Consider the following 24,139-nt stretch of genomic DNA (forward strand, 5'->3'; position numbering starts at 1 on the left):
TGTTGTTTCCTTGGGGTACTCATTAAATTAAAAGAAAGCCTCGATAGAGGCTTTAAATCTAAACGTCGTTACTATTTACAATTAACCAGATGAAAACGCAACTGGCAAAATACTGAAAGGCACCAGTCAGCGACATCGAGCCGGCCTGAGTTTGCCACATCTGCATCAGCGCACCGCCAAATACGGCGAAATAACCAAACCAGACAATAATTCCGATGCCAGCACCGATAAGCGCATATTTCTTGGCATGATTAAACGCCATGGCTTCCGCCAGTCGAGATGTCCATAGGTCCCAAGCGCCTTTTAATAGCACCAGGCCAGCGATGATTTCGGTTGTAATGATCAGAATGACCACGAACCAGACCAAAAAGCTGCTCTCAATGCTTGGCATAAAGGAGTCTGGGTAAACAGCGTGTTCCTGCATGGAAAGCACATAGGCAATGGCTTGATAGCAGGCATCGATGTTGGCGATATTTTGAAAAGCGTAGATTAGGCACATGAGTGCTAACAGTAAGACAAAAATAACCTTGAAATGACGAATCGTCATAGTTCCCTCCTTGATTATCAGCCTGATTAAAAAACAATCAGTTCAAAGAGTATAGGTAATAAGCCATAAAATCGCTAGTGCGAGAAAGAAGAGAGTTGTATCAATAATATGAAATGGCAAGCAACAGGAATAACCGTTGCTTGCTACTGCTCAAGAATTAAAAGGTCCAGCGGAATCCTGCAAGAAGTGAGCGGCCTGCACGTGGCGCTCTGTCTTTCAGGAATGACGAATGATCTCGGATTTCTGCATCGGTCAGGTTTTGCCCACGTAAAAACAGGAACAATTCTGACTCATCAAAGAACACGTTGTATCCCAGATCAAGGTTAACCAGAGTATAGCCATCAGTTGGTAGCTCATCTTCTGCCAGATGATCCTGATCGAATACTTTGGTCGCCGACAGGTTACTGGTGAACATATCGTAATCAAACCCAATGGAACCGCCTAAACGTTTGGCTGGCGTACGTGGTAAATAGGGGCCACTTTTCAGTTCAGCGTTGGTATAGTCTCCAAATAGCCCCGCTCTCCAGACAGCCAATCCATCGCTGGCAAAACGCCAGTCAATCTCTGCTTCAGCACCCTCAAATACAGCATCAGCCTGACTATAGACAAATACTGGCAGCTCGTCATGGGCGTGGACTTCACCAGGCGCCGGTTCGTGTTCCTCATGAGCAAGATAAATAAAGTCATTGATACGGTTATGGAAAATCGCAACCGATGCACTCACTGAGTCTGAATTATAACGAATACCAATATCGATGTTGTTGGCGGTTTCTTTGCCTAAGTCAGGATTACCCACTTCAATACTGGCAGTTGCAAGATGAGGAACATAGGTTGCTTCTGTATTACCGGCATTGGAATAGAGTTCTTCAACCGCCGCCAGACGTTGCGCACGGGTGATATTGATTGGCAGTGTCCAGTGCTCATCAAGATGCCATAAGGAACCAACTGCAACACTGAATGCATTATCATCACGCTGACCAAACATATCGGTAGTGATGGTCTGCTTGTCGTAACGTGCGCCTAGCTCAGTGTGCCAATGGCCAACTTCATACTCTTCCAGCCAGAAGAGTCCTAACTTCTCTGTATTGGATGCAGGAATATAGGCTTCATCACCAATGGTTACAAAATCGCTGTCCGAATACTGCAAACCAAAAGCACCTTGCCAGCCATTCCAGGAATCATGAACCAGCTCCAGTCGAGTTTCCTGCGCATCATTCAGGAAAGTGGTACCAATTTCTGCACCTTCAATTTCCTGATGCTTATAATCGGTGCTGGCAAATTGCACGCTTAAACTACGGAAACCATCAAAGGGATCATTCCAGCGACCCTTCATATCCCAGCGTTGCTGACGAAGGTCGAGACGAACTGCTTCTTCAGTAGGTTCAGGTTCAACAACTGCCCCTTCATCATGATGCTCAGCGTGGCCCGGTAAACCATAATTACGCTCATAATCGGAATAAGACATGCCCCAGTAACCCGCATCGGAAATGTAGGAGAAGCCAACACTGCCGCCTTTGCTGTCAGTATCGCTATTTTCAAGAATGCCGGAAGCAGCCTCGTCGTGGCCTGCTTCGCCTTCTGCTTCTTCTTGTTCGCGCAAGTAGTAGGACTCAGCAAATCCTGGAATTTCAATTTCATCAGTTTCCGATTTGAAGGCATCAATGTTGAAGGCAAGACCGCCATTAGCGGTAGAAAAAGTACCCACCGTACTGCGCTCGCCAGTGGCCGAGTCGCCCATGCGTACTTCCACACCGCCTTCAATGCCGTCAGGTAGTTCGGTGGGGATACGATTATCAACTACATTGACCGCGCCACCTACAGCACCGCCGCCATATAGTAGGGTTGCAGGCCCTTTTAAAATTTCAACACGTTTTGCCAGTAATGGTTCCGCTGCGATCCAGTGATCAGGACTGGCGTTAGAGGCATCCTGCGTTGAGCTGTTATTGCTCAGTATCGTGACACGATTACCTTGTTGTCCTCGAATAACCGGACGCCCAGCGCCAGCGCCAAAACTGGATAGATTGACACCAGGTACTTCAGCCAATGTTTCGCCAATATTGGAGCCGCGCTTCTGGGTCAGTTCGTCACCGCTGACGATAACTGCTGGGGCGGCCATCTCAAGAATAGTGTGCTCAAGCGGATTACCAGTGATCACTAAAGTTTGAGTGTCGGAAAAATCGACTGTAACTGTCAGACTTTCGCCAGTGTGCTGGACCGCTTTATTAACGTGACCTTGTTTGCCACCTTTGATATCCAGAACATAACGACCGGTTTCAAGACCTGTGAACTCAAAGCGGCCATTTTCATCGGTGGTGACCGATTGATTTTCAGAAGAGATAAAGATTTCAACATTGGCAAGAGGCTTACCCTCGCTGTCCTGAAGGGTGCCAGAAAAAGTTTGGTTGTCAGCTGCCAAGGCCTGCTGGCTTAATGCTGCGGATAGTAATAATGCAATAGCAGAATATTTCATGCTTAAGATTCCTCATAGAATAGACCTGTGTCTATTCGGTTAATACACAAATAAAAGAATAAAACTGGAGAAATTAAGCTGAAACTGGTGGGGCGCGGCCAAAATAACCCGTTCGTGGACAGGACTCAATAACAGGTGTTGGCCAGGCTATGGATTGCTCCGCAATCATAGAAGGAGACGCAACGAAAAGAGTTGGCGAACTGCTATGATAGTCTTTAAAAGGCTGGTATAGGCAGATAGCACAATCGCTGGTCTCATGATCGGGAGCTTTAGCATGAGCAACACCTACCAGCGCCATGCCAAGCAGGGCGACAATCAGTAGTATGTGTTTTATGGATTTGCTCATGGTTTGTGACTCCTATTACAGAGGTCTAATATCCTAATTACCTTATTACCGATAGGCAATACAAGAATAACCGATTAATGTTACAAATAGTGAACAAAAACAGGTAGCATTGGTAGATTCCAGTAACCATTTAGCCAGAACGATGAGTGAAAAGCTAACCGAGCAAATTCCTGAGTCAATATCCGAGCGCAGACTCGATATGGTGCCTCATTTTCCAAACCGCCACGAGCCTGTGGGCTTTATGTTGCGACTGGTTAAAGCCTTGCATACTTACGGTGTGCCCAGTTATGAACTTGAGCGCCTACTGACCAATGTAGCGGAACAACTTGGCTATGGTCTGCAATGTATAGCGGTGCCGACCAGTATTACCCTGACCTTCATGCTGGAAGAAGACAAACCGCAGACTTATGTGATCCGCTCGAATGCAGGTGAAGTGGATGTCGACAAGTTGAGTCGAACCATGGAAGTCGCGTATGCCGTCATAAATGAAGAAATGAGTACGGTTGAGGGGGCAAATAAATTAAATGAAATCACCCGCTCTAAACCAGTCCATAATCGCTACTGGACCATCCTTTGCTTTATGCTTGTTTCGGCATCAATCGCAAGGATATTCAATGGTGGATTCCTTGAGGTAATTACAGGAGCAGTAATTGGCCTGTCAGTAGGTTTGCTGGTCAATTTAGCAGGCTCTCGCTCAGAAACCGTGGCCAACCTGATGCCAGCCCTCTGTGCCTTTATGGCTTCGATAATTTCAGTTGGATTTAATAAATGGCTGGGCCTGGGATCCACCTATATACCGATTGTTGCGGGTATTATAATTCTGGTCCCTGGGATGATGCTGACCATAGCCATGGCTGAGTTGGCAACCCAGAATCTGGTATCGGGTACCGCGCGACTGTTGGGTGCTGGCGTGATATTTATCCAGATGACTTTTGGGGTGGCAATTGGTAGTCAGCTGGGTAATTTTCTATTTCCTACTGAGCTTGCAACAAACTTGGTATTGCTTCCAACCTGGTCCATCTGGATTGCCATTCTGGCTACGTCATTTTCATTTGTGGTTTTATTTCAGGCCCGTTGGAGCCATTTCCCATGGATTATTGCAGCGGTCTGCATCGCCTACTTTGTCTCACGCTGGGGGGTAAAATTAATGGACCCAGCAAGCGGTGCATTTGTGGGAGCCTTATCTGTAGGGTTGTTTGCAAACCTCGCCTATCGCATCAAGCAGGTTCCGACGGCAACAATTATGATGCCTGGCTTCATTATTCTGGTTCCCGGCAGTATTGGCTTCAAAAGCCTGACAGCGTTACTAGAGCACGATATTATTGGTGGATTGGATACTGCCTTTAATATGATTATTATAGGTATATCATTAGTTACTGGCTTATTGATTTCGTCGATTGCCACTTTGCCAAAACCAAAAACAAAAGCAAAGCTGGGTAAGCCATTAAGCTAATCAAACGCATTGATGATAAAGTGGGGTAGGCATGATAAGACAATTGCAATGTTTTGTGTTGGTGTTTCTGTTGTCTGGCTGCGAGCCGGCAGAATCAGAGTACCGGGTCAAGTTCGTGCAGGATGGAGACAGCATGATCGTCTGCTGCGATAAGGGTAATAGTTTCACCATTCGACTTAAGGATATTGACGCACCGGAAAGAGAACAGCCGTTTGCGTCAAACTCGAGAGATTATTTGAAAGAAATGGTTATGGATAAACCCATTAAATTGATTGGCGATAAACGCGATAAATATGGTCGCCTGTTGGTCGATATCATGGTGGATGGGCAATCTGTTAACGAAATCATGATTGCTGAGGGAATGGCATGGCGGTGGCGCTACAGTAAAAGCAAAAAAATGGAACTGCTAGAGGAAACTGCCAGGGATGCAAAAAAAGGCATTTGGGCGCTGCCGGAAAGCCAGCGCATTGAGCCGTGGGAATGGCGTAAACAACGGGCGAGGTAACGGTTGTGTCTAGGGAAGAAGCAAGAGAAATGGTAAATAAGGCAGTAGTTGTCGGTGGAACTCATGGCAATGAATACACGGGTGTTTACTTGTTGGAAAAGTACCATGAATATCCCCATCTATTAAAACCTAAAACCTTCGAGCTGGAATATCTGCTAGCCAATCCCGAAGCCTTTAAACATAACCGTCGTTACCTCGACCGCGATCTCAATCGCAGCTTTAAACAATCCGACCTGAAAGACCCTTTATTATCAGGTTATGAAAATGCCCGTGCTAAAGAAATCAATGACCAACTGGGGCCAAAAGGCGATGCCCGCGTCGACATGATCATTGATCTGCACACATCAACTGCCCCAATGGGCGTCAACCTGGTATTAACTCAAACCGATACTTTCCATTTGATGTTGGTAGATTATGTTCAACAACGAATGGACGATGTAACTGTGACGCTTGAAAAACAACAAGATCATCATTTCTTAATGACCGTTGCCGATAGACATGTATTAGTAGAAGTTGGCCCTGTACCACAAGGCCAATTGAAGCATGAGGTTTTTGAAAAAACCGAGCAGGCGGTGCAGCTAATCGCAGAGTTTATAGAACACTATAACCAGCACAGCTTACCGCAACCTTCAGAATCGATAGATATCTATGAATACTTTGGTGTCATGCATCTACCGACCGATCCACTTGGTAATATCTGTGGCATGGTGCATAAGAATATTCAAGACCGAGATTTCCAGACTCTCAAATCAGGCGAGCCAATTTTTCATCTGTTTAATGGTGAAGACGAATTCTATGATGGCGAAGACTGCACCATAAGCTTCATCAATGAAGCTGCGTATTATGATGAGAAGAAAGCATTCTCAATGTCTAAGAAACACACCTACCATATTGGATAATGTTTCTAAAGATGAATCTTTAGACCTCTTGAAACAAACTGACTGCGAGAAGGTAACGTTTTTTGCTACACTAGTTGTATCTAACCAATATCGCTAATTCATAATGTCAGAAAAAAAGCCTCCATTTATTCTTGTAGACGGATCCTCATATTTATTCCGTGCCTATCATGTACCTCAATTACAGCGAATGACTAACTCCAAAGGGATGATGACCGGTGCTGTGTTTGGTGTCATCAATATGCTGAAGAGTCTGATAAAAGAGTTTGAGCCAGAGCATATGGCGGTGGTGTTTGATGCCAAGGGCAAGACCTTCCGCAATGATCTTTACCCAGAATACAAAGCCAACCGTCCACCGATGCCGGAGGATTTGCGTCAACAGATTGAGCCAATTCATGAGATTGTGAAAGCAATGGGGTTGCCTTTGTTAGTGATTGAGGGAGTTGAGGCGGATGACGTTATTGGTACATTGGCAAAACAGGCCTGCAATGAGGGGCGTGAGACATTAATTTCGACTGGCGATAAAGACATGGCGCAATTGGTTAGCGAGCATGTCACGCTGATTAACACCATGGATAAAAATAATCCAATTACCGATAGGGAACGGGTTGTTGAGAAGTTTGGCGTAAAACCAGAGCAGATAATCGATTATCTGGCTTTGGTCGGGGATAAGGTTGATAACATACCAGGCGTTGATAAGTGCGGACCGAAGACAGCTGTAAAATGGTTGGAGCAATACGATAGCCTGCAGGGGGTTATTGACCATGCAGATGAGATAGGCGGCAAGATTGGTGAAAATCTTCGTGAGGCGATTGATCGTTTACCGCTTTCCTATGAATTAGCAACGATTAAGCTGGATTGCGAACTTGAATATAAGCCCGGTGAGTTAAATATTGGCAATCCGGATCACAAAGAGTTAAAGAAGCTCTATGGCGAGATGGAATTTAAGCGCTGGCTAACTGAGGTATTGAAAGAACTCGGTGAGGGTGATGAATCAAGTCAGGATGGTGAAAGTGAATCAGGTGTAGCTTTGGTCGATCGTTCTAAATATGAAACGATTTTAGAGCAGCAAGATTTAGACAAGTGGATACAAAAACTAAAAGAAGCAGAACTGTTTTCTTTTGATACCGAAACGACCAGCCTAAATTATATCGAAGCGGAGTTGGTTGGCATGTCGTTTGGTCTTGATAATGGTGAGGCCGCTTACCTGCCGGTCGCTCATTCGTACATGGGCGCCCCTAAGCAGTTAGATAGGGGTGAAGTTTTAGAAAAATTAAGGCCATTGCTTGAATCTGAAAAGCATAAAAAGGTCGGTCAGAATTTGAAGTACGATATGAGCGTATTGGCTAACTATGGAATTGAACTAGGTGGTATCGAGTTTGATACCATGCTTGAGTCATATTGTTTGAATAGTGTCGCCAGTCGGCATGACATGGATACGCTCGCGCTTCACCATTTAAATCATGTGAATATTAAGTTCGAGGAAATCGCGGGCAAAGGAAAGAATCAACTCACATTCGATCAGATTGAAATTGAACAGGCCGCTCCTTATGCAGCGGAAGACGCAGATATAACGATGCGTCTACATCAAAAGTTATGGCCAGAACTGAAAGAAAGTGAGGGGCCTACTCAAGTTTTTGAACACATTGAAATGCCTTTGTTGCGAGTATTATCTAAAGTTGAGCGCAATGGTGTTTTAGTTGATGGGAAACTTCTGCTAGAGAAGAGTCATCTTTTTGAAAAGCGTTTAAAAGAGCTTGAGAAAGAAGCTTTTGAAATTGCAGGTAAAGAATTTAATTTGGGTTCACCAAAGCAATTGCAGTCTATTTTCTATGAAGAGTTAGGTTTGCCAATTCTAAAGAAAACTCCTAAAGGTCAACCATCAACAGCCGAAGAAGTTTTACAGGAATTGGCGCTTGACTACCCCTTACCAAAATTAATTTTAGAGCATAGAAGTTTAAGCAAATTAAAGTCAACTTACACCGATAAGTTGCCGCAAATGATTAATGACAAAACCGGTCGTGTTCATACGTCTTATCATCAGGCTGTAGCTGCGACTGGGCGACTTTCGTCCACTGATCCTAATCTGCAAAACATACCCATCAAGACTGAAGAAGGTCGCAGTATTCGCACTGCATTTATTGCGCCGAAGGGGCACAAAATTTTAGCCGCTGACTATTCACAGATCGAACTTCGTATCATGGCTCATTTGTCGCAAGATAAAGGTCTGTTGAAAGCCTTTGAAGAAGGACTAGATGTCCACTCGGCAACAGCCGCTGAAGTATTTGATGTGCCATTGGAAGAAGTGACTTCGAATCAACGTCGTAATGCTAAAGCCATTAACTTCGGTCTGATTTATGGCATGTCTGCATTTGGCCTCGCAAAGCAAATCGACACTGATCGCAATACGGCGCAAGATTACATCAATACTTATTTTGCACGTTATCCGGGTGTAGAAACCTATATGGAGTCAACGCGACAAAAAGCAGCCGACCTGGGTTATGTTGAAACGCTTTACGGGCGCCGCCTGTATTTACCGGAAATACACTCAAAGAATGGCATGCGCCGCAAGGCAGCGGAACGTACAGCGATTAATGCACCTATGCAGGGCAGTGCTGCCGATATTATCAAGCTGGCAATGCTGGAAGTGGATAAATGGCTACAAGATGTCAAAGGCATCAAAATGATCATGCAGGTACACGATGAACTGGTCTTTGAAGTCGAAGAAAGCCAGCTGGAGTTAGCACAAAAGAAAATTCCAGAATTAATGGAAAGTGTTGCTGAACTATCCGTACCGTTAATCGCAGATGTTGGAATTGGCGAAAACTGGGAAGAAGCACACTAAAAATTTTAGTCGACAGGCTGTAAAACAAGTGAGAACTGTGAACCGCTAGCGGTCGATTCTGTGAGTCATTTTTAAGCTAAAAACGACTATCGTTAGCCTGTTCACATTTCTTGCTACTCTTTACAAAAGCTGACACTTTTCTTGCAACAAACACCCCAAAGCAATGTCTATTGTACTGAGCGCAACGAATGCGCTCCCCGCGACTCCCTCCTTCCAGCGGGACTTGCAGTTCGGCCTCCCCAAGCCGGATTGCGCATTTGGGGTGGTGCCTTGTTCCCTCAGGCCACCCCTTTTTTTTGCCTCGAATAAATTCGTGAGCATAATCAATGATTAATTCTCTAAGCCTTTAAATTCAAAGACTCTTGAATAAGATTAATTTGCTTGCAATTTATCTAATATAAATAGGGATAATGCATAAATGACATTTCTGCTTGAAATATGAACAAATCCCGCTATTATTCGCAAGGCTAGAAAAAGCGCATTGACAAAAAATTACATAGGATATTTATCATGAATAATAAAGGGGTTAAGCTCTTATTTGTTTCTTTATTCTCTTTGGGGATTATCAGCTGTGGAGGTGGCGGTTCTGATTCGACGCCTGAACAAGAGCCTGTTAATCAAAAACCCACAGCTAATGCCGGTGCAGATCAAACCGTAGATGAGCAAACTGCAGTAACTATTCAAGGTTCAGGAACAGATAGTGACGGTAGCATTGCATCTTACTCATGGGAACAGACATCTGGACCTCAAATAACCTTAAGCAATACTGGTCAGCAAAGCCTAGAATTTACAGCACCAGTTGCTAAACAAGCTACTAATCTCGAATTTACTCTAACAGTAACAGACAATGATGGTGCAACTGGGTCAGATCTGGTTATTGTAACTGTAAACCCAGTTGACGAGCAAAAAGTAACGCTTCAGGGTGTGGTAACTGATGGCCCAATTGCTAATGCAGAAGTAACGGCTGAAGTGGGTGGCAGAACCTACACCACAACTGCTGACGAAAATGGTATCTATTCATTAGTGATAGGTACTGATGAAGATGTCAGTTTTGATGATGATTTAGTCGTTCTTACAGCGCAAGGAATTAATAATCAAAGCCACGTTAAGTTGATGTCTGTGGTAGATAGCTTTGACTCGATTGTAAGTCAAGCAGGGAGTGACAATATCCTGACGGCTGATGAAAATAACAGTGTTAATGTAACTCATGTATCAACAGCAATAATTGCTCAGTTAAAATATCGTAACAATAATATTCTACCGGCTACCATCGAAGAGTTGGAGTCAAATAGTCTCAAGCTAGATGGCGACACGATTCTATCAATGGCAACTTTGATTAAGTTTATTGTTGATTATGGAGCAACTAATACTGAAGCTACATTGCCAGATGGTATTGCAGACACTTGGGAGCTTGTTGCAGATATCAATAATTATCGGGCTTTTATGGCATTAGAATTGTCAGAAAAATCTAAGGCAGACATGCAAGCTGCAAAATTGGCGACGGTAACAGACCAAAGTTTAGTTACAGACTTTGATACAACGCCATCTTTTTATATGCATACATCAGGTGACATATTTAAGCTTTATGAGTATTACGAATTCTTACCAACTGAACAAGTAAATTTTATATACAGTATGGCCTCTCAACAAGGCTCGTGGCTGAATCAGACAACCGATCTTTCGGTAACTTTGCCAGAAAATAAAGTCGTTGATACCATCCAGGTCAACAAAGAAGGTAGATATATAGACCAGGAAACAACACTCGAACAAATTTCTTTCAAACTTGTAAGGAGTTTTCCGAATATAGATATTGTTATAAGAAGAAAACAGGGCTATTACCATTATCCAAATAATCCTGAGTTCTTTGATGAAGATTTTGATGACTATCAGATTTCAGCAATGACAAAGGCTGGCTTGCCCTTTGCTGAGAGTGAAGTTATTGGTCAAATTATGTTGCCAATGAGGGCGGACTACTTGTTTGAAAGTATTGACCAAAATACTTTGGCGTATGGACCACTTAATAATTCAATTACTAATGAAGGAAGCAGCTTTGAACTTACATCAACCGGTACTGTATATAATACTTTGCCCCAGTTAGGTAATGGCACTTGGGCCATTAATCAGTCTGGAAGATTAATACTAAGCCTTAATGGTGGAACTCTAGAAGTGATTAAGTTTGACGACCATAAGGTTGGTGTAATTGCTAAAGATATCTCATCAAATTATAAAGGCGTGTTAACTGGAAGTATTGCGCAAAGAAGTATAAGTAGCTTGTGGAATGCTAATAATATTGCTGGGCTTTATGAACTCGAGGATATTCTCAGCGAACCAGACATGAATTTCTTGCTTTATTTGAAGCCAGATAATACTGGTTATGTAGCAAGTGGTAGTGATGAAGATGGAGATGGTATTGTTGAGAGCCCAGAGTACTTTCTAGAGCCTCTAAGCTGGAAATTAGAGTCCGGCAAAGTTATTGTTGATAGATACAGAAATTTATCAAATACTCCATGTGAGCCAGAAGGTGTTAATTGTTTTGTATATAATCGTCGTGTGATGGATCTGTTTGAAATAGATGGTGATGATTACTACACCATTAACAAGCATAGCTTCAACTTATACCCGTTAATTTATAATGACTTAAATGAGGAGCTTCTAGATATTTGGTACTTCGAACAGACTGATACCCGTTCATGGAAAAAGCACCCGGAAGGAACTCTACAGTTTCCATAAGTAATTAAAAAAGGCCAGCAATTGCTGGCCTTTTTTTCCTCGAATAAATTAAGCTAACAACTCTTTAAACTCTTCCAATTCATGCAGTGGTTCAAAAGCTGGTTCACGTTCGATTTCTTCGGCCAGTTTAGGAGCTTTATCAACCGCGATTTTTATGTCGCTGATAGCATCTTGGACGGCTCCATTGGCTGCATTGGCACAAGCTCTTTGCCAGTAAGCAAGGCCGTGATCTTCATCCTGGTCAATGGCGCGATTGGCTAAACTAAATGCCCACTCATACTCACCCAGCTCGAATGCTGCATCAGCTTTATAAATCAGTGCTTCTATATCGGTTGGGTTAATTGCCAGCAGTTCATCATAAAGTTTAATCTTCTGATGCATGTTAGTTTCAAGACCAGCGCGCATCCATATTGAGTGTATTTCATTAGCTTTGGAGATATCTTCCTGGGCTTCAATGATTTCCTGTGAGCGACGTTTGAGTTTATCCTCCAGGTCTTTTAAGCGTTCTTCATATTTGCTGGTCAACTCTGTAATTTTAATTTCAACCACTTCGTTAAGTTTGCTGCGAACATCGCGTAGAGAACGCCAGCCCATGAGCACCAGAAGAGATGCTGCAGTGGTGATAATGATAAAGACATTGTTGAGCGTATCAGTGGTATAGCGAATGGCACGATCTGAGACATCAAGGCGTGCGTTAGCAACTTTATTCTCAACTTCTGCTCTGAAAGCCTGCTGATCCTGGCGAATGCTTTTCAGCTCGTCGAGAATGTAACGCTCAATTAGAGGTGGATATTGAGCAGAAGTGGCATTGGTTTTAACTACCTGCTCTTTTTCCGGTTGTTGGTCTGCGGCAATTACATTGGTGCTTATAACCAACAAAAGGATAGCGATAATACGGCTGAACATGGGTTTCCTCGCTAGAATAAACAAAGGCTTAGTGAATTGATCCTAGCGAAGCTAGTGCTTCTTTGCAAAATAAAGCAGATATAACTTACAGCAATATAAGAAAAGTGCCCTATAAAATATTAAAAACGAAAAATAGAATACAGAGTGGGCAGGAAGCCTAATTTACAAAAAAGGAGTTAAAAATGAAAATCAGTCAGAAATTATATTTACCCACCTTTATAGCAATACTCTTATTAGCTGGTTGTGAAACCGTTCGTCTACCAGATGCCGGTGAGCACAGTCCTCCAACAATCAAAGTGTCAATGCCTGGAGCTGATCTAAGTGCCGCTTACGGTACTACAGTAAATGTTGAGTTCCTTAGAGAAGGTGAAACAGCGGTATTTAGGGGTGTCAATCCAAATACCAGATACGCATTCCTGGCAACAGCTGAAGATCTGCAGTCAGGTGTTAAGAACGTAACGGTTCAGGTTAGCGTAAAATTTAAGTGCCGGGTGAGATCTTATGATTCAGATGGAAATGAGCGCGAATACGGGTTTATAGAATTAGGTGAAAATCTGGATCGAAGCTATCCGCTACCGGGCTCGGGTGATGAGGTTCCAAAGGTAAAAGCAGTCAGCGCAACTGCAATCTTAAAGGAAGCTAATGATATATGCGGCAGGCTTGGGGGTGTCGGCGGTATCATGCGGGCAAAGGTCACAGCTTCGGCTACCAATTACTTTGATTTAAGCGCCAGAAAAGAGTTTGATTTAACCTTTAGGTTCTAATCACTCTTAACTATCCGTGATAAAAGGGGCTCTGCGGCCCCTTTTATCTTCTTATATGTAAGCTTCAGATTAATCCGCTATTATTCAGTCTGTTCCTCAGGCTCTTCGGAAGGGTGGTACCACTCATCCAGTATCTTATACAGTTGATCAAGGCCTTCACGTTTGAGCGAAGAAAAGGCTTGAACGGTTGCTGTCGGGTGAAGCTCCTTGACGGCTTTCTTACATTGCAGCACAGCCTTTGACTTTGCCCCTTGCTTGAGTTTATCAGCTTTACTAAGCAGGCAGTGGACGGGGAGTCCAACTTCGGCAGCCCACGCCAGCATGTCCTGATCGCTGTCTTTAAGGAAATGGCGGATATCCATTAATAGAACCAGACCACGTAAACACTGACGCTGTTGGAGATAACGGGATAGCTCTTCCTGCCATTGAAGTTTCATGGCTTCTGGAACTTTGGCATAACCGTAGCCAGGCAGGTCAATCAGACGTCTATCTTCATCCAGAGTGAAAACATTAATTAACTGGGTGCGGCCCGGTGTTTTACTGGTACGGGCAAGGCTCTTTTGCTGAGTTAACGTATTGAGAGCGCTCGACTTGCCGGCATTGGAGCGACCCGCAAAGGCAACCTCAATACCCTCATCGGGTGGTAGCTGAGCAAGTTTGGCTGCGCCAAGCAGATATTTGGCTGTGTGATAGTTCATAAAGGCGTATTTTTTATAAGAGATATTGGCATTTTACTGGTTAGTTCCCTATAATTCATCGAACTTTTTTCGAATTCTCTGTCATTGCATCTCAGCGATGACCATTTAACAGAACTATACGGGTAACCTGATGAAAAAGTTAGTGATTGTTGCATTATTCTTATTTGGTGCCACCGCTTCTGCGCAGGAAGGTGATGCCGCCAAAGGTGCCGAACTGGCAGCCACATGTGCCGCTTGCCATGGTAAAGACGGTAACAGTGCAAACGTGATTTGGCCAAAGTTAGCTGGTCAGAACGCAAAATACCTTGAAAAACAACTCCATGATTTCCAGGCCGGTGCAAAAGATCAATCGCAAGGCCGTTACGATCCATCAATGGCACCAATGGTTGCTAACTTGAGTGATCAGGATATTGCTGATTTGTCAGCTTACTATGCAGCTCAGGAAACTCAGCTTGGCGCTGTTAAAAAAGAATTCCTGGAATTAGGTAAAAAAATCTATTTCCAAGGTGATGCTGAGCGTGGCGTGGCAGCTTGTGCTGCTTGTCATGGTGCAACGGGTCAAGGCCTAGATTTAGCGGGTTATCCAGCGGTTTCTGGCCAACATCCTGAGTACACCATTAAGCAATTGAAAGACTTCAGTTGGGCTAAGCGTGCTAATGATGACAATGCAGTGATGCGTGATATCGCAAACCGTATGTCAGAACAGCAAATTGAAGCAGTTGCACACTTTATGTTGGGTCTTCATTAATTTTGACCTTTTAAAGTTGCAATGACCTGTTGAATCAGGGTAAAAAAGGCGACATTGGTCGCCTTTTTTTATGGCGAATGAACTGTGGCACCTTGTGTTTAAGCAGTTGTCTATGAGTTGTATAAATATCTATCCAGAGAAAATTATGAAACATTTATTTTTGGCTTTAGCAACCAGTCTGGGATTAATGGTTGTCGTACCCTCCGCCGCCGCTATTGAGCAGGGGCGGGACTACTGGCGGATCGAGTTGCCTGATTCGAAGCAGTTAGATACGCAGGATAACCTCTATTTCAGTTGGCTTGGTTGCACCTCTTGTCGCAAATTGGAGAAGGAGCTGGATTCAGAGCTGGAAGATCTGGAGTATGTACCGCTTATTGCACGCCCTGAATGGCGCGCTGCTGCGAAATTGCACTACACCATGCAATTGTTGGGGTTAAGCGAGCAACAGAAAACTGCAATGATTGCAAAAATTGATGCCGGTGAGATTGATGTCACTGACTTTAACGCCATGCAACAAGAACTTCTGGCAATGGGAGTTGATGAAGAAGCCTTAACAGAGTTGCTAGAAGACAAGGAGCTCTATCGACAAGTACAAAGAGCGGAACAGCTGGCAGCCAAGTATCAAATACAGTACGCACCAACTGTAGTCATTAAGGGGCAGTTTGCAACAGACGCCAACCACACCATGAAAATAGATCGTTTTGCCGAAGTCTTACGTTATTTGAAGTCGATGTAATCCTTTCTAACTCCGTCCGTATTTAAGTTTAAGTGCGGACGGTTCTTCCTGATATTAAATATCATCCCCAATAATCCGGTAACGGTTTCTCATTACTATGGTGACTGGCGTTGTAGAGTGCATCAAGAGTTGCTGAGCGGCATTCGCGGCGGTAGAGCACTAACACAACGATGCTTGAGCAAAGGATAAAAATCCAGGAGTTGAAGAACCATCCAAGTACGGCAATGGCAAAGGTGTAGGCGCGAAGGCCATAGTTGAAGGAGTTTGAGGCACGGCTGAGTAGCCAGTTGGTATGCTTTATGAACAGTTTGTGCTCTTCTTTATCGCAGGATTGATCAGGAGCTGCACCAAACAGAACCACTGCGAAGTTGTATTGGCGCATGGACCAGGTGAATTTGAAAAAAGCATAGGCAAAACAGACGACCAGCAGGATAATTTTAACTTCCCATGCTGCACGTGAGGCAATCTCAATCCAGGGCAGCGCGGAAAGGAGATTAATGGCCTGTTGCGTTGAGCCGAGTACCGTTAAAAGACCTGCAATAATAAAAATGGTAGTGGACGCAAAGAAGGTTACATTGCGCTGCAAGATCCCCAGCCCAGTCATATCAGAAATTTTAACATCCCGTTTCAGCATTTTTTCAATCCACTGTTCACGGTTTGCCGCAAGTTGATTGGCAATAGTGGGCCGCTTGCTATGTTGAATTCTGGCGTATTGAGTGTAGCCGACCCAGCAAATCAAAAACCAGACCAGTGCTATCCAGTCAAGAAACGGCAAAAAAGATAGGGACATCGGGAAACCCTCAAACTAAGGCATAAATGGTTGCAGGAGTGCAGTTAAAAGTGCCATGCTTTAAGCTATAGTTCAAGCAACTTTAAAGAATGGCCCCATAACTTTTTATGACACAGCAAGCAAATCTCAAGAATGATCTGAAGGGCGCCAGCAGTCCTTATCTACAGCAGCACCAGGACAATCCGGTTCATTGGCAGCAGTGGAGTGCCGATACTTTGGAGCTTGCGCGTCAGTTGGATAAGCCCATCCTGTTGTCGGTTGGCTATTCGTCCTGTCATTGGTGCCATGTCATGGCTCATGAGTCATTTGAAGATGAGGCTACCGCAGAGGTCATGAATGATCTCTTTATCAATATCAAACTGGATCGAGAAGAGCGTCCTGATCTGGATAAGACCTATCAACTGGCCCACCAGCTCCTGAATCGCCAGGCTGGTGGCTGGCCATTAACTACTTTTCTTGATCCGCAAACCCTGACGCCCTTCTTTAGTGGTACTTATTTCCCGAACCGACCGAAATATGGCATGCCAGCCTTTACCGATCTTCTCAAAAATATTGCTGGTGTGTTTACCGAGAAGCGGCAGGAAATCAAGCAACAGAACGGACAACTACAGGAAGCATTACAGTTTGTCTCTGGTTCGGTCAGCCGTGCAGAGCCTTCAAATCAAGTAACAGCCAACGAATTGTCTAATGGTTTTATTAATGAGGTGTTACAACGAGCTGATAAAGATTTTGGTGGCTTTAAAGGAGCACCAAAGTTTCCTCAGGCAGCAATCTGGCAAACGGTTTTTGAGTTAAGCGCTGATAGAGATAATCAGCTAGAGGAATTAAGTGACCATCTACAGAATACGCTGAACGCCTTTGCTGACTATGGCTTATATGATCATCTCGGTGGGGGCTTTTTTCGCTACTGTGTTGATGAAGGCTGGGATATTCCGCACTTTGAAAAGATGCTCTATGACAACGGGCAATTGATTAAGCTGATGGCGGAAGCTGGGCATTACTATGCTCGGGGCGACTGGATGCAGTGTGTGAAGCAAAGTGTCAGCTGGCTCTCCGAGCAAATGCAGAGTGAGCAGGCAACCTATTACTCAGCACTCGATGCAGATAGCTTGAATGCAGATGGACACAGCGAAGAGGGCGCCTATTACGCTTGGTCTCAAGCAGATTTGCAGAGTCTCAATGATGAAGAGCGGGCAGTTGCCAACCAATATTATGGCTTAGCGGATAAGCCTAATTTTGAAGGCCAATGGCACCTGGTCTGTCGCCATTCGTTGCAGGAGGTAGCTGAAAAAACAGGTATTCATCCCAAGCAACTACCGCTTTTAATCGAGGAAGTGCGCCAGCAGCTGAAACATAAACGTGATCAACGTCCACTACCGTTTCTGGATGACAAGCAGTTAACCAGTTGGAATGGGTTGCTGCTACAAGGGCTATTCAGTGCTGCCCGTCAGCTCGGTGACCAAGATATTTTGCAACAGGCCATAAGTGCACAACAGGGATTGCAGCAAACAGTCTGGCGGGATGGGCAGTTGATGGCCTGTTATCGTGATGGAACTGCTTATCAACCGGGCTTTCTGGATGATTATGCTTATCTGGCAAAAGCGCTATTGATGAGGCTGACCTTTGATTTTGATAAAGCAAGTTGGCAGTGGCTACTACAGTTGTGTGAAGCGCTTTGGGAAAAATTTGCCGATCAGAAAAATGGTGGTTTTTATTACACAGCAAGTGATGCCGAAACGGTCATTACTCGCCATAAGAGCTGGAGCGATGATGCGATGCCAAACAGTGCCTGTCAGGCACTGGAAGTTCTATGGTTGGTCTCTGAGTTAACCGGCAAGCTGGATTGGCAGGATTTTATTGAGAAAAGCCTGCACAGTGCAGGGCATGAAGCGATCAAGGCTCCTTTGCAGTATCCATCAGTAGTGCGTTTAGCCAGAGCTTTCGAACAAGGTTCAGAAATCTGGGTATTGCGCGGCGATTTGCATCAAACCGTTGCCTGGCAGGAATATCTCACCACTGGGCAATATTCTGAGCGCTGGGTTTTCAGTGTGAGACCGGATGAGGACTTGCTGGAACAAAAATATCCTGCTCAGGAGATGCCGGTTGCATACTGCTGTCGAAACCGCCAATGCTTCCCTGCACTGGCCTCTATTGCTGCGATTAAGGAGTTCTTAAATTAAGCTTTGAGCAGGCTAGCCAGTTTGGCAACCAGTTTACTGATTCCGCTGGCAGCTTCAGAGACACTACCGGCTAACATATAGGCAGGTGTCGACAATAGGTTTCGCTCTTCATCGTACACAATATCCTCTACCGGACAGGCCATGTGCACGCCGCCCATAGCTTCAATCGCTGCCGCCGTGTCCTTATCGTTACCAATGGTCAGCTTGCTGCCTTCTCCATACAGTCTTGGGATCATGGCTGGCGCAATACAGATGAATCCGACTGGTTTTTTTACTGCAGCCATGGCTTTTATAAATCGCTCAACATCAGGATTGACGGTGCAATCGCTTCCTTTGACCGCAAAGTCGCATAGGTTTTTGGCCGCACCAAAACCACCCGGCAATACCGCTGCATCGAAATCAGACTCTTTTGCCTGGGCTAAATCCTTGATATTGCCGCGCGCAATACGAGCAGCTTCAACCAGGACATTACGCGATTCACCTTCGGCCACATCCCCAGTCAGGTGATTGATTACGTGCATTTGCTCTACGTTGGGGGCAAAACATTGATAGTCCAGACCGTTCTGTTCGAGCGCTAACAGCGTAAGCACGCTTTCATGAATTTCGGCTCCGTCATAGACACCACAACCAGATAAAATTACTGCAATCTTTTTCATAATACTCCCTTTTCCAATCAATCGAGTGAAGTGTAAATATCATCATAATATAAGCAAAATTTGCTGTCAGGCGGTAAGAATTTTGATTTTTGAGACGTTTTAACCGAAACTAGAGGACAGCCTGCCGGGTAGGAACGCACAAAGGCGAATATAACGTCGCAAAGGGCCATTAATGGTGACACGATTTCTTTTTCTTTTCTGTTTAATTGGGACAATTTTTTTAAACCAACAGACACAAGCTAACCAACAGCTTGTGGATGCTATTGGTATTGAAGATCAGTTGTCTCAAAGTGTCATCACTGCCATCGTAGAAGATCCTCAGGGCTTTCTCTGGATTGGTACCGAAGATGGTCTTAATCGTTATGATGGCTATCAGATTAAAGTTTTTCAAAAACAGAATAGTAATCTTTCCCATACCACCATCCATGATCTGATGGTTGCAGATAATGGCGATATCTGGATTGCCACTGAAAATGGTCTGAACATCTTTCAACAGCAGACTGGCAAGATCATCAACTTTCATCACAACCCACTGGAACCCTTTACCCTGGCTAATGACTTTGTAACCGACCTGTCGAAAGACGAGAAAGGTGGTGTCTGGCTGGCCACCTATAACGGTCCTTCTTATTATGATCCGGCAATTGAAGGATTTAAAACCTACCCGATCATGCTGAGCCGTCGCGTAACTGCAACTGTCAGCGAGCTGCGGAAAATCTATGTAGACAGCAAGCAACGGGTGTGGGCCGTTACTACACGTGGTGAGTTGGCACAATTTAATCCGACCAGTGAGCAGTTTTTCATAATCAACTCAACTACCGGTGGTCAATTAGGTGCTATCGCCGATATTGAGGAAACTCCTGATGGCAATATCTGGCTGGTATCCTACCAGCAGGGTGTTATTGAATATAACCCTGAGAAGAGTGAGTTTGTTTCTTTGTCATATGAAGAGCTGGGTCTTAGAGACTCAAAGCTTCAGGCCAGTACAATTTTTTTTGATAGCAATCGCAATCTCTGGATTGGAACTGTCAAAGAAGGACTCTACTCGGTAAACAATGAAACAGGACGTTCCAATCACTACCGTTATGGTCGGCCCGGCTCAATCGGCAGTAATACCATTAACGCATTGTATGAAGATAGTAATGGAATTCTTTGGGTGGGGACTTCTGCATACCTCAATAAAATCAATCCAAACGCAATACTGTTTAACCATAATTATTTTCAGCCGGATTTACTGGATTCGTTGGCTGCCGACACGACCTTCTCATTGCATATAACCGCGGATGATGTCCTGCTGGTTGGTAGTGATGGACATGGTATAACCATGATGGATGCACGTGATCCACTGGATCTGAAGAAATTAGCCATCATCGATCCACCACCATTAAATGGAAAAAGCATCAATTACATCGGCCCAGCTAGCTCAGGAAAGGTCTGGGTCATGACCTTTGATGAGATCTGGTTGTTGAACCTAAAAACACGCGAATTACAGCGGGTATTCGAAAATGAGAGTTATACCGCTGAGCTGTTAACCGCCAGATACCTTGACGGGAACTTATGGGTTGGAACGACAGAAGGTTTATGGAGGCTGGATCAGAACAACAGGATTGATCGTTACCGAGTCATAGATGCTGATTTCCATCGTAATAATCGTATAAACAGCATCCTGCCCAGCAAAGATAGACAGTATTTGTGGATTGGCACGGAAAGTGGCGTTCACCAATTCGATATTCAGACATCAAGTTTCAAAAACTTAAATCAGCTGATAAAAGAAGTACCAGAAGAAGCTAACGATGTTGTTCTCAGTCTGGCACTGGATCAGTTCGAGCGGTTATGGATTGGTACTTTTGGTAATGGCCTGGTGGTGATTGATTTGACGCGTCAGGTTGCTACTACCATCAATAGTACGACATCAGGAATTCATGACAGCATCTATAGTATGGAGTTGGATGGCAATAAGTATATTTGGGCGGGAACCGGGCGTGGTCTATTCAGAGTGTCACCGAATGACTTTAGTCTGACCCAATTTACGTTGGCCGAAGATCAGCCGATTCTGGAATTTAATACCGGAGCCAGCACCCACGATCGCCAAGGTAACCTCTATTTTGGAGGAATTAACGGTATCATCAATTTCCGGGCAGAAGCCTATCAGCCTGATGAAGTTCCGCCAACGCCAGTGATAACCGAGATCATGATTAATAATGGTCCGGTACTTATTGGTGATGAACATAAAAAGCGCCTGGCAAAACCTGCGAACCTCGCCAAAGAAGTTACCTTTTTCCCTGAAGATACCAGCGTAAGTTTTGTATTCTCAGGACTGAACTATGCCGATCCTAAGAATAATCGCTATCGGTATATGCTCGAAGGATACGACAATGAATGGATTGAAACGGATGCTAAAGCTCGCCGCGTCACCTATACCAATCTTCAGCCTGGTGATTACCGTTTTCTGGTGAAAGCTTCTAATAAGGATGGAGTCTGGAGTGAAGTTCCGGCTGAGCTGAAAGTTCATGTCAAAACCTCAGGGTGGCTAAGCCCGTCGGCCTTTACATTGTATGGCTTTATTCTGGGACTGATCATACTGGCCTTCTCCTATCTGATTTGGGCCAGGGTGCGTGAACGAAGAATGGCCGCATTACAGCTGACACAAAGTGAAGAGCGGCTGAAGTTATCATTGTGGGGCAGTGGTGATGAATTGTGGGACTGGCAGATACCTTCTGGGGCTCTCCACCTTTCTAATGAGTGGCCTTACGATTTTCCAAGGGATGGAGTACGTAGTGGCTACTCAATGGCTAACTCCAACATTCACCCGAATGACCTGCCATATGTACGACAGTCTCTAAACGCGCATTTAGCGGATAAGTCGATGCACTATGAAAGCACTTATCGAATCAGCGATGAGAAAGGTGGCTGGATTTGGGTGCTGGATCGCGGCAAGGTGGTGAGCCGTGATGATAATCAAAAGCCATTGCGGATGGCCGGGACTCTGAAAAATATCACTGAGCTTAAAAATACCGAACAGCAGCTCAGCATGATCGTGAAGTCTTTCGACAATATTTCCGATGGCGTCTGGATTCTGGACGAGAACTTCCATTACATTGCAGTCAATAAGGCGTTCACTAAAATTACTGGTTTTGAAGAGTCGGAAGTACTGGGCAAACTGATGAAAGTCAGTGCCTTGCATAAGATTACCGACGAGGAATTCAGAGAGCTAAGAGAAGAGCTTGCCGACAAAGGCTTCTGGTACGGTGAGCTGGTGGCAAAACGTAAAGATAACTCAACCTATCCGATTGAAATCAATATCGACGTTGTCTTGGATAATGATGGTAATGTCATAAACTATGTAGGAGTTTTCTCGGATATTACCTTCCGTAAACAGGCCGAAAAAGAATTACGTCGACTGGCTACGGTTGACCAGTTGACCGACCTTAAAAATCGTACCAGCTTCAGGAATCACTTTGAGGATTTGATTGCTCACTCAGAGCGAGGCGACCAGCATGCCCTGTTATTTATTGATCTTGATAACTTTAAACGGATCAATGATTCGTTAGGTCATGGTATTGGCGATGAGTTGTTGATTTACGTGGCCAAGATTCTGCAGGAGATTACCAGCGAACAGCACGGAGTCGTCGCCCGTTTGGGGGGAGATGAATTTACTGTGTTATTGCAGGACGTGGATACCTGGAATAAGCCTGCCAAAATCGCTCAGGCGATTCTGGATGAATTCGCCAAGCCACTACCACTATCAACTGCCGAAGTGGTTGTGTCTCCGAGTATTGGTATTGTGATGTATCCCGAAAACGGACTAAGCGCGGAAGAGTTATTGAAAAATGCTGATACCGCCATGTATTACGCCAAGAAAAAAGGCAAGAATACCTATCAGTTCTATACGCGTCAGATGAATGAACAGGCCAAGCTGCGGATCACATTGGAAGGCGAGCTACGTCAGGCGATAGAAAAAGATGAGTTTGTGATGTTCTATCAGCCGAAGGTCAGCCTGCAAACTGGTAAAATTACCGGCATGGAAGCGTTGGTGCGTTGGCGTAATCCACGTAGAGGCCTGGTATTGCCGAACGAGTTTATTCCTTTAGCCGAAGAAGCAGGCTTCATTATTCCAATCAGTCAGCGCGTTATCGAAAAGACCTGTCTGCAGATTAGGGACTGGCAGAATCGTGGCATTTTCCATGGCAAGGTCGCGGTTAACCTGTCAGCAGTGCAGTTCTACCATGAAAATTTGTGGGAAACGGTTAAGAATGCGCTGCATCTGGCCAAAATCGAACCTGATGCGCTGGAATTTGAGATTACCGAAGGGATGGTCATGGAAGATCTGACTCAATCCATCCAACAGATGCGAACATTGCGCGAAATGGGCATCAGCCTGGCACTGGATGACTTTGGGGTAGGTTATTCCTCACTGGGCAACCTCAAAGATTTCCCTATCGATACCCTGAAGATTGATAGAACTTTCGTCTGGGATCTCGAAGATTCGGATCGGGATCGCAATCTGGTGGCCTCAATTGTTACTCTGGCTCATAACTTGGACATTAAGGTGGTCGCTGAAGGGGTAGAAAACCGCAACCAGGTGGATGCGCTGCGTGACATGGGGTGTGAAGAAATACAGGGTTTCATCTTCAGTCGGCCAGTGCCGCCATGGGATATTGAGACCATGCTCAACATAAAGGACTTCGATCTGGACGAATTCATTACCCAGAATGAATCGGACTAATTCTTCTAATGCAAGGTCCTAATTCGCATTAATTTCGCCACAAAGCCCGAGTTTATTGCCTTTCAGAGGAAAAAACTGAGTAAAAAACAGGCAAATCATTTGATTGGTCAGGGCGGGTCTGCGACAATATGCGGCCTAAAAAATGC

At 44.6% G+C, this 24,139-nt stretch carries 17 protein-coding genes; 10 read left to right on the top strand and 7 right to left on the bottom strand.

Going from position 1 to position 24,139, the window contains the following annotated elements:
* Window positions 1-58: 58 nt before the first annotated feature.
* The 3 genes from B158_RS0102470 to B158_RS0102480 form a co-directional block, all read right to left on the bottom strand.
* A complete protein-coding gene (locus B158_RS0102470; RefSeq protein WP_018623749.1) occupies window positions 59-547 on the bottom strand; it encodes a DUF2165 family protein in 489 nt (162 codons plus the stop codon).
* A gap of 157 nt (window positions 548-704) precedes the next feature.
* Window positions 705-3,017: a TonB-dependent receptor gene (locus B158_RS0102475; RefSeq protein ID WP_018623750.1), complete on the bottom strand. Its 2,313-nt coding sequence runs from the start codon at window positions 3,015-3,017 to the stop codon at window positions 705-707.
* Window positions 3,018-3,090: 73 nt separating this feature from the next.
* Window positions 3,091-3,363, bottom strand: coding sequence for a hypothetical protein (locus B158_RS0102480; RefSeq protein WP_018623751.1), 273 nt, complete (start codon window positions 3,361-3,363; stop codon window positions 3,091-3,093).
* A gap of 142 nt (window positions 3,364-3,505) precedes the next feature.
* Here B158_RS0102480 and B158_RS0102485 point away from each other — a divergent pair, with 142 nt between their 5' ends.
* From B158_RS0102485 to B158_RS0102510, 5 genes are all read left to right on the top strand, one after another.
* Window positions 3,506-4,816, top strand: a complete 1,311-nt coding sequence (locus B158_RS0102485) for a threonine/serine exporter family protein (protein ID WP_018623752.1) — start codon at window positions 3,506-3,508, stop codon at window positions 4,814-4,816.
* A 31-nt stretch (window positions 4,817-4,847) separates the two neighbouring features.
* The gene (locus B158_RS0102490) at window positions 4,848-5,321 is read left to right on the top strand and encodes a thermonuclease family protein (RefSeq protein WP_018623753.1); all 474 of its coding nucleotides are present in this window, start codon (window positions 4,848-4,850) and stop codon (window positions 5,319-5,321) included.
* A 5-nt stretch (window positions 5,322-5,326) separates the two neighbouring features.
* A complete protein-coding gene (locus tag B158_RS0102495) occupies window positions 5,327-6,220 on the top strand; it encodes an aspartoacylase (protein ID WP_228127052.1) in 894 nt (297 codons plus the stop codon).
* Between the two features lie 103 nt (window positions 6,221-6,323).
* Window positions 6,324-9,062 carry a DNA polymerase I gene (gene polA, locus B158_RS0102500; RefSeq protein ID WP_026309200.1) on the top strand — a complete coding sequence of 913 codons (2,739 nt, stop codon included), beginning with the start codon at window positions 6,324-6,326 and terminating at the stop codon, window positions 9,060-9,062.
* A 510-nt stretch (window positions 9,063-9,572) separates the two neighbouring features.
* Window positions 9,573-11,792, top strand: coding sequence for a PKD domain-containing protein (locus tag B158_RS0102510; protein ID WP_018623757.1), 2,220 nt, complete (start codon window positions 9,573-9,575; stop codon window positions 11,790-11,792).
* Window positions 11,793-11,840: 48 nt separating this feature from the next.
* Here B158_RS0102510 and B158_RS0102515 read toward each other — a convergent pair whose 3' ends face one another.
* On the bottom strand, window positions 11,841-12,698 hold the full coding sequence (locus tag B158_RS0102515; protein WP_018623758.1) for a tetratricopeptide repeat protein: 858 nt from the start codon (window positions 12,696-12,698) through the stop codon (window positions 11,841-11,843).
* A 182-nt stretch (window positions 12,699-12,880) separates the two neighbouring features.
* Here B158_RS0102515 and B158_RS0102520 point away from each other — a divergent pair, with 182 nt between their 5' ends.
* Window positions 12,881-13,462 carry a hypothetical protein gene (locus tag B158_RS0102520; protein ID WP_018623759.1) on the top strand — a complete coding sequence of 194 codons (582 nt, stop codon included), beginning with the start codon at window positions 12,881-12,883 and terminating at the stop codon, window positions 13,460-13,462.
* An 80-nt stretch (window positions 13,463-13,542) separates the two neighbouring features.
* On the opposite strand, the gene yihA is transcribed toward B158_RS0102520, so the two are convergent.
* Entirely contained in the window at window positions 13,543-14,160 is a 618-nt protein-coding gene (gene yihA, locus B158_RS0102525; RefSeq protein WP_018623760.1) for a ribosome biogenesis GTP-binding protein YihA/YsxC, read from the bottom strand.
* 130 nt (window positions 14,161-14,290) lie between these two features.
* On the opposite strand from yihA, the gene B158_RS0102530 reads away from it, so the two are divergent.
* Together B158_RS0102530 and B158_RS0102535 are read left to right on the top strand one after the other, a co-directional pair.
* Complete coding sequence (locus B158_RS0102530; protein WP_018623761.1) at window positions 14,291-14,908, top strand: c-type cytochrome; 618 nt, start codon at window positions 14,291-14,293, stop codon at window positions 14,906-14,908.
* A gap of 145 nt (window positions 14,909-15,053) precedes the next feature.
* On the top strand, window positions 15,054-15,644 hold the full coding sequence (locus B158_RS0102535) for a DsbA family protein (protein WP_156823035.1): 591 nt from the start codon (window positions 15,054-15,056) through the stop codon (window positions 15,642-15,644).
* A gap of 61 nt (window positions 15,645-15,705) precedes the next feature.
* On the opposite strand, the gene B158_RS0102540 is transcribed toward B158_RS0102535, so the two are convergent.
* Window positions 15,706-16,434 carry a DUF599 domain-containing protein gene (locus tag B158_RS0102540; protein ID WP_018623763.1) on the bottom strand — a complete coding sequence of 243 codons (729 nt, stop codon included), beginning with the start codon at window positions 16,432-16,434 and terminating at the stop codon, window positions 15,706-15,708.
* Window positions 16,435-16,541: 107 nt separating this feature from the next.
* Here B158_RS0102540 and B158_RS0102545 point away from each other — a divergent pair, with 107 nt between their 5' ends.
* The gene (locus tag B158_RS0102545; RefSeq protein ID WP_018623764.1) at window positions 16,542-18,614 is read left to right on the top strand and encodes a thioredoxin domain-containing protein; all 2,073 of its coding nucleotides are present in this window, start codon (window positions 16,542-16,544) and stop codon (window positions 18,612-18,614) included.
* Here B158_RS0102545 and elbB read toward each other — a convergent pair.
* Window positions 18,611-19,270, bottom strand: a complete 660-nt coding sequence (elbB, locus tag B158_RS0102550; RefSeq protein WP_018623765.1) for an isoprenoid biosynthesis glyoxalase ElbB — start codon at window positions 19,268-19,270, stop codon at window positions 18,611-18,613. The two genes, B158_RS0102545 and elbB, sit on opposite strands and share 4 nt — an antisense overlap.
* Before the next feature lie 172 nt (window positions 19,271-19,442).
* On the opposite strand from elbB, the gene B158_RS0102555 reads away from it, so the two are divergent.
* On the top strand, window positions 19,443-23,993 hold the full coding sequence (locus tag B158_RS0102555) for an EAL domain-containing protein (protein ID WP_018623766.1): 4,551 nt from the start codon (window positions 19,443-19,445) through the stop codon (window positions 23,991-23,993).
* Window positions 23,994-24,139: the final 146 nt, after the last annotated feature.

The organism is Kangiella aquimarina DSM 16071 (assembly GCF_000374105.1).
Classification (GTDB): domain Bacteria; phylum Pseudomonadota; class Gammaproteobacteria; order Enterobacterales; family Kangiellaceae; genus Kangiella; species Kangiella aquimarina.

Coding starts and splice junctions, on each gene's coding strand:
- polA (WP_026309200.1), top strand. CDS start 6,324: ATGTCAGAAAAAAAGCCTCCATTTATTCTTGTAGACGGATCCTCATAT.
- B158_RS0102510 (WP_018623757.1), top strand. CDS start 9,573: ATGAATAATAAAGGGGTTAAGCTCTTATTTGTTTCTTTATTCTCTTTG.
- B158_RS0102545 (WP_018623764.1), top strand. CDS start 16,542: ATGACACAGCAAGCAAATCTCAAGAATGATCTGAAGGGCGCCAGCAGT.
- B158_RS0102515 (WP_018623758.1), bottom strand. CDS start 12,698: ATGTTCAGCCGTATTATCGCTATCCTTTTGTTGGTTATAAGCACCAAT.
- B158_RS0102470 (WP_018623749.1), bottom strand. CDS start 547: ATGACGATTCGTCATTTCAAGGTTATTTTTGTCTTACTGTTAGCACTC.
- B158_RS0102475 (WP_018623750.1), bottom strand. CDS start 3,017: ATGAAATATTCTGCTATTGCATTATTACTATCCGCAGCATTAAGCCAG.
- B158_RS0102490 (WP_018623753.1), top strand. CDS start 4,848: ATGATAAGACAATTGCAATGTTTTGTGTTGGTGTTTCTGTTGTCTGGC.
- B158_RS0102540 (WP_018623763.1), bottom strand. CDS start 16,434: ATGTCCCTATCTTTTTTGCCGTTTCTTGACTGGATAGCACTGGTCTGG.
- B158_RS0102535 (WP_156823035.1), top strand. CDS start 15,054: ATGAAACATTTATTTTTGGCTTTAGCAACCAGTCTGGGATTAATGGTT.
- elbB (WP_018623765.1), bottom strand. CDS start 19,270: ATGAAAAAGATTGCAGTAATTTTATCTGGTTGTGGTGTCTATGACGGA.
- B158_RS0102530 (WP_018623761.1), top strand. CDS start 14,291: ATGAAAAAGTTAGTGATTGTTGCATTATTCTTATTTGGTGCCACCGCT.
- B158_RS0102485 (WP_018623752.1), top strand. CDS start 3,506: ATGAGTGAAAAGCTAACCGAGCAAATTCCTGAGTCAATATCCGAGCGC.
- yihA (WP_018623760.1), bottom strand. CDS start 14,160: ATGAACTATCACACAGCCAAATATCTGCTTGGCGCAGCCAAACTTGCT.
- B158_RS0102480 (WP_018623751.1), bottom strand. CDS start 3,363: ATGAGCAAATCCATAAAACACATACTACTGATTGTCGCCCTGCTTGGC.
- B158_RS0102555 (WP_018623766.1), top strand. CDS start 19,443: ATGGTGACACGATTTCTTTTTCTTTTCTGTTTAATTGGGACAATTTTT.
- B158_RS0102520 (WP_018623759.1), top strand. CDS start 12,881: ATGAAAATCAGTCAGAAATTATATTTACCCACCTTTATAGCAATACTC.